Here is a 13,710-nt window from a genome sequence, read left to right as displayed (position 1 = left end):
CATGAGCCTGTTGAGACGATGGTCGTGGGGCCTGGCGATGTTGCTGCTGCCGCTGGTACTGATGGGCTGGAGCAGCCTTCAGAGCTGGCGTGCCGACAGTACCCTGGAAGAAGCGCAGGTGATGCGCCAATGGCTCGCCAGCCCGAGCGATGAATTGAGGCAGCAACTGCCGCAACAATGGCGCAAAACGCCGGTACTCCCGGACGACAGCCTGCGCGGCTACCTGCAGCGTGAGGTCGCTCGGGCCGATGCCGACCAGGGCTCGGTGCACATGCGCCAGGTCTTGGCGTTTCTCGGTTACTGGCTGGCGGTCGCGGCCGTGCTGGCGGGCTGCGCGACCTGGGTAAAACTGCGCCTGGATGCCTGGCGCGCGTTGCGTTCGCGGGACTTTCTTTATGACCGACTGGTCCTGAGCTGGCGTGCGCTGGGGCAGTGGCTGGTGGTCTACACCGGGTTGATAGTGGGGGCGCTGGCGATGGCCCTGCTGTATGAAGTCAGCTGGGGCTGGAGCAACCGCCAGAACAGCGGCATGGTGATACTGCTGGTGGTGGTGCCCTTGCTGGTGATGCTGTACCTAGGCGTGCTGTTGATTGGGCGCCTGCGTCGGCAATGGCAGGATATGGAAACGCCGCAATCCGGGTTTCTGGGGCGTTCAATCAGCCGGGCCAGCGCCCCGGCCTTATGGGAGTGGATAGAAAAACTGGCAGCCGTCACCCGCGCGCCCGTGCCAGACCACATCGTGATTGGGGTCGACCAATCGTTTTTCGTCACCAGTGTCCAGGTGGCCCTGCAACCCTCGGGGCAACTGTTGACGGGCCGTACGATGTACCTGCCGCTGACTTTCCTGTCGACCCTGAGCCAGGAAGAAGCCGCCTCGATTATCGGCCATGAGCTTGGCCACTTCAGCAGCCGCGACACCGAGCGCGGCAGTGAAGCCGGGGCACGGTTCAGCCTGATGTACATGCATTTCCTGAACATCAGCGCGGTGGATGACATGCCGTCCTGGATCGAACGCCCGGCGATCTGGATGACGTGGCGCTTTCTGCACCACTTCCAGATAGCCGTGCACCATTGGAGTCGTGCGCAGGAATTGGTGGCGGATAAGGTCGGGGCGCAAATTGCCGGCGAGCGGCTGTTTTGCCAGGCGCTGCTGCGCGTCATCGCCCTTGATGCCGAAGTCAACAAACTGCTTGGGCAGCGTACCCACAGCAACTTGATCCAGGCGTTAGCGGACCACCTTCGCCAGGCTCCGGTGATCTTGAACGAGGCGGTGATGGATCACGCGATCGCTCATCCGTTCGATACCCATCCCCCCACTGCCGTGCGCCTGCAGCAACTGGGTGTGGTTCTCGACGACCAGTTGCTGGCCCAGGCAACACGGACGCCCACCGCGCACGACCGGCAGTGGTTCAGTCAACTCACTCATGATCCGCAGTCGGCTGAAGATGCCAACAAGAATGGAGTACCGGTATGAACCACCCTGATGATCCACTGGCCAGCCTGGCCCAATCCCTCACTGAGGATTTTAATCAGCACACTGGCGATCAGTTGCAGGCGGCCATCCAGGAACGCGAGGAGTGGTTGGCCGAGGTTCCCGCAGTCACCGAACTGGCCTACCCACGCAAGGTGCGCCGCACCCTGTTGCTCTTTTCAGTGTTCGCTTTCGTGATGGCTGGCGGGAGTGCATGGGATGGCAAAAACGCGTTCATGGGAGGCATTTTTGCAATCGTGGCGCTGGTTTTGCTCAGCGGGGTGTGGCTGCACCGTCGGGCCGGCGAGGAGATCCTGATGCGCCTGACCCATAGCCACTTGTGGTTTCGCAACCTTGATGCAGAAATCGATCTGCTGGATATCGGTGATATCCACATCAAAGAGGGCCGCATCAAGCTATGGATCACGCTGACATTGCGCGAGGGTGCGCCATTGCCCGCCTGCAAAAACGCTGCGGGCCCCCTGATGCCCCACGTCAAGATCAAGCGCTCCCGGGAGCCTCAGATATGCTTGACGCTGTTCGGCCTGCAACTGAACGGTAAAATCCTCACCGGCGAACAAGTGCTGGAAATGCTGGACACCTACTGCAACGCGGCGCGTGTAGAGGGTGAGTTGCGGGCGTTGAAGGCTTCCTGAAGGGGTAGGGGGCTACACCCGTTTGTGGCGAGGGCGCTCGCTCCTCGCCACACACATTGATGTATTCGACAGTTTCAGCGACTTGCCTCGGTACGCCACAGCACAGGCCAATGAACCTGCTCCAGCCCCATGCAGGTGTTCATTTCAGCCGCATGCGTCAGCGTGAAACCGTTACCGTCGTAGCGCCAGCGCAGCGCAGTGCCACAACCGCCCATGCCCATCGCCATTGCCTGGCTGCTCAGTTCACCCGTGGCCGGATCAAAATCGACCAGGCCGTTGGGCTCTCTTTCCGGCAGATTTGGCACTTCGGCGACCCGTGCTGGGCGCGCCTGCTCAGGGTGGTCCAGGGGCGCCTGGTAGATATTGTAGAAACAGTTGTATGCCCCACAGCCGGTTTCGATGATCACCAGCGCTTGATCTGCACTCAAGGCATAGGCGTTAGCCTTTGGCGCAACGCCTTCATTCAGATCCGCTTGCCACTCCTTGCGCGTGGCCGCCACCACAGCATCCGCGACTTCTTTTGCCCTGTCCGGGGTTAGCGCAACGGGTGCCTGCCAACTCGGTACCGGCGGTGCGGCCGGTGCTTGCGGCACGCTGCTGGCGGGCGCCTGCCCCTTGGAAATCAGTGCGTCCTGTGTGCCAACCCGCCCCTGAACCGAGTCGATCAGCAAAAGCGCCGCGCTCATCCCGTTTAGCGAGGCGACGGAGGTACCGCCCTCAATGGGTAAAATCAACTCCCGCCCGTTGCGCAACTCTGCAATCAAGGCGTCGGCATTCGTTCCGGTCAGAGCAAACACCTCAGATACCTCACCTTTTTTGAGTTCGCCAGGCTCGAATCGATTTTTCAGCGGCTTGCCATCGAGTGTTGGCTGACCATGGGGGGCGGTGTAGCTGAACACGCCTACCCGCAAGTCTCCATGTGGGCCGGCTTCACGCGTTACCCGCAGGCTGAACGTCGAGATACCGATATCGTCACGCTCCGGGACGGCACCGATAGCCGTGCAGGCACGCGTGTTATCACAGCCGACAATCCAGTCCTTGATAGAACGCTCCAAAGGGACATTGTCGGCGGCGTTCGCACTGGTAACTGCAGCAGCCATCAGGAATATGAGGGGGAGTCGGGTCATCAAACAGGTGCCTGTAGACTGGAAAAACGCTATTAGGGCAGGGTTCTTTGCCAATACCTATTGCATGGCCGTCAGGCACAACAGAAACCCCGGCTGGAACAATCGGTACGGTGTTCCAGCCAGCGCCTGAACGTGGGATGTCGCCAGTCCAGCGCGCTGCAAGTCAGGGTGACTTTGCGCCGTTGCGCCCCTCAATGCTGCGCACCAACGCCCCAAAAAGCTCACCCCGCGGCATCTTGCTCAAGGGAATATTCGCCTTCTCGAACCACTCCCGATCCGCCTCAGGGTGCGGGCCACTCAGCACCACGACCCCGTTTTCATAGGTGTAACGCGCTGCCGCCACATCACCATTCCGGTAGGTCGCAATGGTTGAAGAAGGCGAGGTCGCGTCAGGCTTGGGGAAGTAAGGCCCATCCTGATAAAAGACGCTATCGGCTTTCCCATCCCACACAACCTGCACCGCCGCGTCCGCAATGCCCGCGACCTCAAACCCAGGCCTGCCCGCCTCTGAATCAAGGTCGTAGGGTATCAGGCCAAAGTTGCTGTCGTCGGCCAGATAAGCGCCCATACACAGCCCCAGGTAGCGCCCACCCTGGGCGACAAAGTCACGAATGGCCTGCACCCGCGCATCCCCCAAACTATCAAGCGCCGCAGGGATGTCCTGACCGCCACCCGGTTGAACGTAGAGGTCATAACGAGCGAGGCTTTGCGGCGTGATGTCGATCGATTCATCGGCACCTACAAAGTCAATCTGCGCATTCGGGCGGACGCGCAGCAGGGCTGTTTTGACATTCTCTGAACATCCCTCGCAGCCCGCCGGGCCTCGGTAGATAGCGACATGGGCGATGGGGGTTGCGGCGTGCACTGAGGAAGGAAACAGTGTGAAAAACGCAAAAAGCGTCGCGGCGATGGCGTGCAGATTCATGGTTGTAGAGTCGTCTTAGAGCTGATTGGGTCCGATCGGACTTTGTAATTCGAAGCCTAAAGCCAATAGCCAGTTGAAGGCGTTAACATTTGTAAAACGGCTAGGAAAAATCGGGGTTGATGATCGCAACGACGGTTTTTCCATTGAAATTTATGGGTTTTCCTTTAGTGCGTATAAATATCGAATAGAGCGTTTATTCCATTTTCAATCCCCGGAATTTTTCAGGCCGTTTGAGTCAGCTCTCGGCCATGCGCGAATGCTATCGGCCAATAGCACACACTCAAGTATCGACTACGCTTGGAGCGATTCAGCCCTGTACCTGAAGGATCTAAACAATGGGGTACCTTGTCGTTGCTCACGCGATGAATGTGAAGTCGGAGTTAGAACCACTTTCTACGTTGCCGGTGAGCATTGGTTGGTCATTGCACCAGGATGAAAACGCCACGTCGTTCTACTTAGACACGTTCAAGGCTGGCGAAGAACGGAAATGGCCCTTTACGTCTATGCCACCCATCAAGGATGTACCGCTTGAGCTCCCTCAAGAATTGGCAGCGCTATCGCGGATATACAAAGTGCTTAGGGATGCTCAGCTAGCCGACTACTTCAAGAGAGCTTTCCTGAATGTGAATTTAGCGCTGAGTAAAAGCCTTCAATTACACGTTTGCAGCTTTTGCACGGATGACGACGGGCTGGATTTTGTGTGTGTATCGTCGAATGGTGAACTGCAAAGGCTGCGTTGCGTTTGCGGTGATCTGGATATCACCTACGAGCTTGGGACGGTCATGATCCAGCCGCTTCTGATAGACGGCGTTGAAGGCACCGATGTAAGTGGTCTGCATGACCCAGAGAGCGGCATTCACGTCTTGAGTCGGAATATAACGCCCTCATCGTTACTGCATGCGGTGGCTTCAGCAGAAACCACTCGCTTTCTACAAGCAGAAAGCCCCCCTCTGGGTCTAGGTAGCTTCGATGGTCTGGACGTCGCACCGGTAAAGATTGCTGGCTCTAAGATCGCCTCGCTGAAGCCTGAGGTGGTTGCTCAGAAAGCGTGGTGGAGGCGGTGGTAGTTGTATCGACGACTTCGACCCAAGCCAGGAGGTTTTCCGGGGAAAAGTAGCCAATTATCAGCATCGAAAAATTGGGGCCGATAATGGGGGCCAGTTTTCAAGAAGTTACCCGTCATGATGGGCTGCAATCGGCCAATAGCGGTCCCTCCGTCCAGAACCATTTTCCACCCTTAGCAGTCACTCAAGCCGACCACTTTTTCTTATTCGCCTTATCTCTACCTTGTAAATTTGCTCGTGTTCGAGCCGCATATTAGATGACATAGTCATCCACTGATCCGGACCGAGCCCCAAGCTCTTCAACCTCCCGAACCACCGTGCCAAGAATGCCGATCCCTTCATGAATCTGCTGCGTTGTCAGGCCGGCATAGCCCAAAATGAGCCCTGCCGGTCGCTCGTATTCTACCGACGTGGGTTCGGCAAACAGCGGCGAAAGCGGATATACGCCAACCCCGCGTTCGAGCGCTATCGCCTGCAACGTCGGCTCATCCTGAGCGCGAAGCGCGGGTAGCGTTAATACGCCGTGTAAGCCCGCCGCCATGCCGGCCAGTTGCCCATATTCCGCCAGATGCTGTTCAAAAGCCTCCAGTAATGCCCTTCGCCGCAGTTCATTTTCCCGCCGCAGGCGGCGAACGTGACGCTCATAGGTTCCACTTTCGATCAATGAGGCGAGCACGTTTTGCTCCCAGCGCGGTGAGTGTCGATCGGTCAGCCGTTTTGCTTCACGGAAAACGTGAACCAACTCGCGTGGAAGAACCAGATAACCCAACCTGAGTTGCGGTGAGAGTGCCTTGGAGAACGTTCCGACATAAATGACGCGAGCATCTGCGTCCATGGATTGCAGTGCGTCGATGGGCCGCTGGCCATAGCGAAACTCGCCGCCGTAATCGTCCTCAATGATCCACGCGCGATGTCGCTTCGCCCAACTCAGCAGTTCGAGGCGACGTGCGACAGGAAGCACCGCACCCATTGGAAACTGGTGCGACGGAGTGACAAAGGCCAGGCGCACGCGATCACCTTCCGGCAGAGCACTGGTATCCAGTCCAGAGGCATCGACGGGTATGGGCAACGCCGTCGCGCCCGTGGCCTCAAAGCAATATCTGGCCATGCGGTAGCCAGGCTCTTCGAAGACGAATGCATCTTGCGGGTTCAGCAAAAGCCGGGCGCACAGGTCAAGTCCTTGCTGCGAGCCATGCACTACGAGTATTTGATCCGCATCGCACGCCAGACCGCGTGCGCGTCGCAGATAACCTTGCAGCGCATTGCGCAAGCGCTCTTCCCCTTCGGGGTGGCCGTAAGCGAGGCTCGGTTGACGCTTGACTAGTTCGGAACGGTAGGCGCGCTGCCAACCCAGCGCCGGAAAATCCCTGGTAGCGACCGAGCCGTACCTGAAATCGATGCGGGCTTGGGGTGACGCCATGTTGTACGGCTTCATGATGGCCACTCGTTGCCCGTAAAGGGAAAGCACTGGCGGCAGTTCCTTTTGCTGCGCCGAGTCCCCTTGGGCATGCCCGGATTGAGTGCTGATTATGCTCGCTACCGTGGCGGCCTTGCCCACTGATGTCAGGACAAAGCCTTCGGCCGCCAGTTGCTCGTAAGCCGCCGTTACCGTGGTTCGCGACACGCCGAGTTCGGCCGCGATTGCCCGCGTCGACATGAGCCTCGTGCCGGCGGCAAGCGTGCCGTCTTCTATCTGCGCGCGCAGCCTGGCATAGATCCGACGTTGCGCGCCGCGGGAAAATGCATCCGGATTGGCTGAAAACTGGCCCATGGAAAAACCTCGAAACTGGCACTTTCGATGATGCAGGTCGTGGTCGACATTATGGACTCCCAACAATCCGTAGTGAAATCCCATGTACATTCCCGAACACTTCGCAGAGCACCGCCCGGAACAGTTGCACCGAATTATCCGCGACAATCCGCTGGGCATCCTCGTGACTGAGGGTGAATCCGGCATGGATGCGGACCACATTCCCTTTGAACTCGATACCGGCCACGGAACATACGGGTTGCTGACCGCTCATGTGGCCCGCGCCAATCCTGTGTGGCAACGTTGCGCCGGCGGCACGCCTGTCATGGTGATCTTCAGGGGGGCAGAAGGCTACATTTCGCCCAACTGGTATGCGTCCAAGCACGAAACGCATCGCCAGGTTCCCACATGGAACTACGAGGTGGTGCATGTGCATGGCGTCATGCGCGTGATGTCGGAAGAAAAGCTCCTGCGCCGCACCCTGGCCCAGCTGACTCGCCACCAGGAGTCCAAGGAGATCAAGCCCTGGAAGATGGGCGATGCGCCGCGTGAATATCTGGACGAGATGGTGTCGAGAGTCGTCGGTATCGAGATCGAAATGCAGTGCGTTGAATGCAAGCGCAAGCTCAATCAAAACAAGTCGCACGCTGATCGCTTGTCTGCGATCGCGCACTTGCGCGAGCGCGGGCACGTTGAGCTTTCTTCGATAATGCTGGCCAACCTTGAGCAGCCGGATCAGGGGGCAGCACCGTGGACTTTGAGTTGACCACCACCACGATTCTGGTGACCTTCGCCGGAGTTTTTTTGATCTGCTTTATGAAAGGTGCCTTCGGTGGAGGCTTCTCCATTGTCGGCATTCCGCTGCTGTCGCTGGTGATGGATCCGCTCACAGCCGGCGGACTGCTAGCGCCGTTGTTTATCGCGATGGACCTGTTCGGCCTGCGTTACTGGAAGCCATCCACTTGGTCTAAACCCGACCTGGTGCTGTTGTTACCAGGTCTGATTGTCGGCATCGGTGTCGGCTATCTACTCTTTCGCGTCATGGATCACCGCGCAGTCGCGTTAGTGATGGCGGCGGTTACCCTGATTTTTGTCGGCCTCTGGTTCAAAGCCGGTGGGGAAATCAGGGTCAGCCAGCGCTCATCGCTCAAGGCGGTGTCCGCAGGCGTCACCTCTGGGATCACGACTATGGTCGCGCATTCTGGTGGGCCACCATTAGCGATGTACCTGTTGCCGCTCGGTCTAAGCAAGAAAACCTATGCCGGCACCACCAGCATGTTCTTTACCGTAGGCAATCTGCTCAAGGCAGTGCCTTGGCTGCTGTTAGCCAGGCCCACCGGTAACGTGCTAAGCCTGATGGTCATCTGCCTGTTAGCAGTTCCAAGTGGTGTCTGGCTGGGCTGGCGACTGCACACCAAGCTGGATCAACGCCAGATGTACCTTGCCTGCTACTGCCTGCTCGTAGTCACGGCGGTAAAACTTCTATGGGACGGCATAAGTGGCTATATCGTCTGAAAATGCCTCACCACTATGAGGCCCAACGTTACGGCCATTATCCGACTGGCTGCCAACGGAATGTTAGCAGTCAGAGGCCGTTCAAATGGCCTGTGACACTAGGATGCTCTGCTCGGCTAGGCGTGCTTCATCGAACTAAAATTAGCGCTTGAGGACTTCGTCAGGGTAGTAAGCGAGCATCTGAACTGGACGCAGATACTCAGACGGCGCTCCGAACAATTTAATCGAGCTGCTTAGAATGACGAAGTTGGGATTGAGCGGCGGCGTAATATCACCGGCGTTGCGTGCCGTCGCTTGAGCCTCATCGAGTGCCTCGGAGATGCTGTTGATTGCAGCTCCGGAACACTCCGAGGAAGGCATCACACAGCATTTGTGTGAACTGGCTTGCCTGCATTTTGGCTGAGCCGAATTCGGACTAAGCGGCAGTAAAACCGGTCAGGGCTTGGACAAGCTCCTGAACCCAGCTTGGCCACCCACCTTAACAACCAACCAGGCCAGCAGCACCAATCCCAAGGTTGCCCAGGGGATCGATCCCACGCCTGTCGTCTCAAGCAGTACACCGCCCACTACGGCACTGCCCGCAAACGCGAGGTTCAGCACGGTCACCAGCATCGACTGAGCCACATCGGCACCGTCGGCAGCAGCATTCGCCAAAGCTGTCTGTAGCAGGGTCGGTGCACCGCTGTAACTCAGGCCCCAGGCAGCCATCGCCACATAAACCGCTATGGCAGGCAAGCCACCCAACGCCAATGCCAGCGATACCAGCGCAAACCCGGCCAGGCTCAACAGCACCAACCGCCGCAGCCAGCGGTCAATCAATAGCCCAGTGAGCCAGATACCCACGAGAGCCGCAATGCCGAACGCAAGCAATGCCTGCTCGACCTGTCCATCCAACCCGACCGATGCCAGGAATGCCGCAATATAGGTGTAGAGCATGTAATGAGCCATGATCCACAGCATAACTACCGTCAGCACCGGTCGCACGCCTGGCCTGCAAAAAACGTGACCCAGGGACAAGCGCTGGCCAGCCCGTTGCCCGGCAAAGTCAGGGACATTCAGCCGAATCCAAACCATCAGCGCCAGGCTCAACGCCGCTAGCAGCCCGAACACATTGCGCCAACCGATCTGTTCACCCAGCCAGGCACTCAGTGGTACGCCCAGCGCCAAGGCGACGGGGATACCCAGCATAGCCACTGCCATCGCGCGGCCTTGCAAGGGCGCGGCGACCATGCGTCGCGCATAACCGGCCAACAGGCTCCACGCCACACCAGTGGCGACCCCGACGATCAGGCGCGCGACCAGGGTGAGGGCAAAATACGGCGACAAGGCAGTTACCGCGTTGCACAAACAGAACACCCCCACTGTCAGTAATAACACAAGGCGCCGTGGCCAACCTTGCAAGGCCAAGGTCAAGGGAACGGCCGCCAGCCCGGAACCGAGGGCACACGCGGTGACCCATTGCCCCGCCCATGCCTGGGAAACCTCAAACGTGTCGGAGATGTGTGGCAACAGGCCGGCGGGTACGCTCTCGTTGGCAGTGGCGATAAAACTCGCGGTGGTCAGGGCCAGTAAGCCAGTGATAGGTAGTTCTGAGGACGGCGGGGGGGTGGGTTGAATCGATTCTTCGCGGTTCATGAGCTTGCTCGAAAAACAGGTGAGGCCTGATTGTGATGAAGTGTCTGTGATTTGATAATTGGTCTAGAATTTGATGCTTAATCAAATCTGGATTGAAGATGGCCACTGATCGATTGGGGGACATGCGCTTGTTCGTTGAGGCTGCCGACCTCGGCAGTCTTTCAGCCGCTGGACGCAAGTTGGGGTTGTCGCCGGCGGCGGCCAGTGCACGGTTGCTCAAATTGGAGGCGGCACTGCATACCCGCTTGTTTGATCGCACAACCCGTCAACTGCGGCTGACTGATGAAGGCCGGTTCTATCTGCAGCAATGCTGGGTCGCCTTGCGCGCCATTGATGAGGCGGAGGCGGGGTTGCAGGCGAGTCAGCAGGAAGTACGCGGTAAAGTCCGTCTGTCTGCCTCTACTGACTTTGGCCGTCACCTGCTTAATGACTGGCTCGAGACCTTTTGCGCGCAGCATCCGCAGTTGAAGGTGGCGCTGACCTTGTCGGACGCTATGTCTAACCTGGTACAGGACGATGTCGACCTGGCCATTCGTTTCGGCCCACTGCGTGATAGCTCGTTGATCGCCCGGCAACTGGCACCCAACTGGCGGGTGCTTTGTGCCTCGCCGGACTACCTGGCGAGCCACGGCGAGCCGCAGACGCCGGCCGAGCTCACCGGGCATAAATTTATTCTGCTGGTGACTCCGGCGGGTCCTTTAAACACCTTTCATTTCAGGGTGGACGGCCAGACATGGAACCACAGTGTGCCATTGGAAAGCGCCTGGGAAACCAACGATGGCGCCGTGGCACGTGCTTGGGCATTGGCCGGTCATGGCATTGCACGCAAGACCATTTGGGACGCAGCAGCGGATATCCGTGCCGGGCGGTTGAAGGTGCTGCTGCCTGACTATTGCGTAGCAGAAGCTGGGGTGTTTGCGGTGCTGCATGGCAATCGGTACCGAATTGCCAGAGTGCGGGTCCTGTTGGACTTTCTGGTGGAGCGTTTCAAATGTGCCACCGAGGAACTTCTGCGCGACGTCGATGTGCCGAGGTTTTAAATGAATATGAACAGCTCTGGCTGACTTACCATTTTCGCCATAGGCGCAGCAGCTTTTTACATCTACCGTTCGCACAAGCGGAAGGTAGATTACGAATCTGTTTCAACCATCTGCCAAGCGGTACAGCGCCTGAGCATGAGACGCCGCCAGCCCAATGCGCTGCAAATTACGGCGACTCTGTGAACTTGGAAGCGCAGTTGCAGCAATCACCAGGCTGCCGTGCTTCTTTGCTTGCTCTATCCGGTGAGATATCAGCGCTCCATGATAGCCCAAGCCTCGTGCATTTTTTCGAGTGGCAGCCGTGCCCAGGTAGGCAACGCCATTGCTGGCCAGGTACATCAACGCGCCTGCAACGACTTGCCCATCAGCTTTAAGGACGTAGATTTTCAGGCGTTCATTCGACATCAGTCCTGCAAAACAAGCCTGGCTCAACTGACGATGCTCTGGCTTGGTATGAAAGCCACTCGCATGAACTGCCGCGAACTCCGGGAGAGAGTCTGAAGTGGCCTCTTCGATGTTGAATAATTGGGGGGTCAACACCGCATCCTCGATGGGGCACGCAAGCTGCAGATGCGTCCACCCCCTCAAACGCTCGAATCGCTCCTCACCCACAAAAGCGAATTGCTCCAACGTCGAGGCTTTCCCGATAAGGGGCGTTACTGTTGAATACTCCGCTGACTCCTTGAGCAAGCTCAGCAGTGAAAGGGGGTTGCCGGTGCTGTCACCGTAGATACGATTGAACATCGGGCTAGGTGTTGCCTTCACCTGAAAGCACGGAAAGGCCCCATTGAAAAACACACGAGCACCAAAAGGATTTCCACTAACCCGCGACAAGCTCTCAACGCGGGAACACAAGTACTCGCTTTCTGCGGCTTCGATGGCATGCGCCCATTCAACATCCATGTGCATCGTCTCTTTGCAAGATTTCCAGGGAAGGTAGCGGTAAATCAACCCCTACGCACCTGCGAGGGCAGTGAAATAGATTGTCGGGCCAATGGGAGAAGTTTGGGCATCTGCCACAGAAGAGACATCGCCTGGCTTGTCGATAATCGACCCGGCTGCGTACATGCTCAAAGCCAATCCGATGTGCGATGACTTGATGGAAGAGGCAAGCCGCTATGCGTTATCCGGCCCACGCTCAAAATGAACACGGCACGTCCAAATAAAGGAGCAGAAAGGGCCCGATTCATTTGATTGAAACCCGATCTGCCCGTAGCGACGCTCACGCCTGGACTAACAATCCGCGTCAGAAGCAGCGCTTGAATCAAGCACCGGCCCATGCTCCCAATCACTGATGAAACCGGCGCCCCAGCGCATCCAGCCGTACCGCAATCGGCGGTAACCGCTCACTGCTCCTGGCCAGCGTCTCCACATCCTGCGCCGTATTCTGCGCGATGCTCTGCACCGACTGCAGCCGCCCGACAATCTCCACATTCGCCGTGGATTGCTCACGGGTGGTCGACACAATCCGCCCATTCAACTGATCGATCTGCGAAATATCATTGCCCACCGCCTGCAGCATCTCCACCGCCAACTGACTGTCCTCCACGCAGCGCTCCACGCCCTGGCGACTGTCGTGCATGGCTTCAACCGCTTGCCGACTGCCGTGTTGCAACCCTTCAATAATCGTCTTGATCTCCTGCGTCGACACCGCCGTGCGTTGCGCCAGGCTGCGTACCTCATCGGCGACCACGGCAAACCCGCGCCCTTGCTCACCCGCGCGGGCGGCTTCGATGGCGGCGTTGAGGGCCAGCAGGTTGGTCTGGTTGGCGATGCTGTTGATCACCTCCAGCACCGAGCCGATCTGTTCGGCTTGCACGGCCAGCCCTTCGACCGTCTCGTTAGTGTCGTGGAGGCGGGTGGCGAGTTGAGTGATTTCCAGCTGGGCGCGGCCGACGCTTTCCTGGCCACGGATGATCTGCTGGCTGGCTTGCCCCGCGTGCTCGACGGCATGCTCCACGTGCACGGCGATATGGCCCATGGCATCTTCCATGCGCTGCATGGAACCGGTCATCTGGGCGATTTCCGCCAGTTGGTGGCGCGCGCCTTTTTCCAGGGTGCCGCTGGCGTGGGCTAGTTCCTGCCCGAGTTGGCCGAGGCCGTGGGAGTCACGGGCGACGCCGTCGATCAGGCCGGTGATCTGGGTCAGAAAGTGGTCAAAGCGCGTCGCCAGTGAGACATGAACTTTTTCCGGGCTGCCCTTGACGGCCTCACCGCTGAACTGGGTGGTGACGGCGAGCATCTTTTCGAGCATCTCCTGACTTTCTACCGCCTCTTTCTGGCTGTGAACCGCGAGGTAGAGCAGGGCGACCGTCTCCATCACCACGTAGAACGCGTGGACGAAAATCATGCTCCAGCCGCCGTGATGCTCCATCACAAACACCGGGAAACCCTGGTGCTGCAAGGCATGAAACACCACGTGGTGCACCGCGATGGTGACGGCGGCCACCAGGATAGGCAGCCAGTCGCGGTAGAACGTCAGCACCGCCAGCAGCGCGAAGATACCGAAGTGCGATTCGATGACACC

12 protein-coding genes are annotated in these 13,710 nt (G+C 58.4%); 6 read left to right on the top strand and 6 right to left on the bottom strand.

Annotated elements, in window-relative coordinates; translation table 11 throughout:
* The first annotated feature begins 1 nt into the window (after position 1).
* Both HX786_RS08895 and HX786_RS08890 read left to right on the top strand, forming a co-directional pair.
* The gene (locus HX786_RS08895; protein ID WP_023658733.1) at positions 2-1,474 is read left to right on the top strand and encodes a M48 family metallopeptidase; all 1,473 of its coding nucleotides are present in this window, start codon (positions 2-4) and stop codon (positions 1,472-1,474) included.
* The gene (locus tag HX786_RS08890; protein WP_178911961.1) at positions 1,471-2,127 is read left to right on the top strand and encodes a hypothetical protein; all 657 of its coding nucleotides are present in this window, start codon (positions 1,471-1,473) and stop codon (positions 2,125-2,127) included. Before HX786_RS08895 ends, HX786_RS08890 begins: the two co-directional genes overlap by 4 nt.
* Before the next feature lie 74 nt (positions 2,128-2,201).
* Here HX786_RS08890 and HX786_RS08885 read toward each other — a convergent pair whose 3' ends face one another.
* Positions 2,202-3,254: a DUF1176 domain-containing protein gene (locus HX786_RS08885; RefSeq protein ID WP_003210506.1), complete on the bottom strand. Its 1,053-nt coding sequence runs from the start codon at positions 3,252-3,254 to the stop codon at positions 2,202-2,204.
* Positions 3,255-3,417: 163 nt separating this feature from the next.
* Entirely contained in the window at positions 3,418-4,179 is a 762-nt protein-coding gene (locus HX786_RS08880) for a BPL-N domain-containing protein (protein WP_178911960.1), read from the bottom strand.
* Between the two features lie 335 nt (positions 4,180-4,514).
* On the opposite strand from HX786_RS08880, the gene HX786_RS08875 reads away from it, so the two are divergent.
* Positions 4,515-5,246 carry a hypothetical protein gene (locus HX786_RS08875; RefSeq protein ID WP_178911959.1) on the top strand — a complete coding sequence of 244 codons (732 nt, stop codon included), beginning with the start codon at positions 4,515-4,517 and terminating at the stop codon, positions 5,244-5,246.
* A gap of 250 nt (positions 5,247-5,496) precedes the next feature.
* Here HX786_RS08875 and HX786_RS08870 read toward each other — a convergent pair whose 3' ends face one another.
* On the bottom strand, positions 5,497-7,098 hold the full coding sequence (locus HX786_RS08870) for a PLP-dependent aminotransferase family protein (RefSeq protein ID WP_256735260.1): 1,602 nt from the start codon (positions 7,096-7,098) through the stop codon (positions 5,497-5,499).
* On the opposite strand from HX786_RS08870, the gene HX786_RS08865 reads away from it, so the two are divergent.
* Positions 7,097-7,759 carry an FMN-binding negative transcriptional regulator gene (locus HX786_RS08865; protein WP_008432591.1) on the top strand — a complete coding sequence of 221 codons (663 nt, stop codon included), beginning with the start codon at positions 7,097-7,099 and terminating at the stop codon, positions 7,757-7,759. The two genes, HX786_RS08870 and HX786_RS08865, sit on opposite strands and share 2 nt — an antisense overlap.
* Positions 7,744-8,508: a sulfite exporter TauE/SafE family protein gene (locus tag HX786_RS08860; protein WP_178911958.1), complete on the top strand. Its 765-nt coding sequence runs from the start codon at positions 7,744-7,746 to the stop codon at positions 8,506-8,508. The genes HX786_RS08865 and HX786_RS08860 overlap by 16 nt, the downstream gene beginning before the upstream one ends.
* A gap of 435 nt (positions 8,509-8,943) precedes the next feature.
* On the opposite strand, the gene HX786_RS08855 is transcribed toward HX786_RS08860, so the two are convergent.
* Positions 8,944-10,143, bottom strand: a complete 1,200-nt coding sequence (locus tag HX786_RS08855; RefSeq protein ID WP_178911957.1) for an MFS transporter — start codon at positions 10,141-10,143, stop codon at positions 8,944-8,946.
* A gap of 98 nt (positions 10,144-10,241) precedes the next feature.
* On the opposite strand from HX786_RS08855, the gene HX786_RS08850 reads away from it, so the two are divergent.
* Positions 10,242-11,183 (top strand): LysR family transcriptional regulator, encoded by a 942-nt coding sequence (locus HX786_RS08850; RefSeq protein WP_177036102.1) that lies wholly within the window; start codon positions 10,242-10,244, stop codon positions 11,181-11,183.
* Between the two features lie 102 nt (positions 11,184-11,285).
* Here HX786_RS08850 and HX786_RS08845 read toward each other — a convergent pair whose 3' ends face one another.
* On the bottom strand, positions 11,286-12,086 hold the full coding sequence (locus tag HX786_RS08845) for a GNAT family N-acetyltransferase (protein ID WP_177036103.1): 801 nt from the start codon (positions 12,084-12,086) through the stop codon (positions 11,286-11,288).
* Positions 12,087-12,471: 385 nt separating this feature from the next.
* Positions 12,472-13,710: methyl-accepting chemotaxis protein (locus tag HX786_RS08840; RefSeq protein ID WP_178911956.1), on the bottom strand; the 1,239-nt coding region annotated here is incomplete at its 5' end.

Source organism: Pseudomonas sp. 21615526 (assembly GCF_013386245.1).
Lineage (GTDB): Bacteria > Pseudomonadota > Gammaproteobacteria > Pseudomonadales > Pseudomonadaceae > Aquipseudomonas.
The sequence above is the reverse complement of the archived record's forward strand: the minus strand, read 5'-3'. Positions and strand labels throughout refer to the sequence as shown.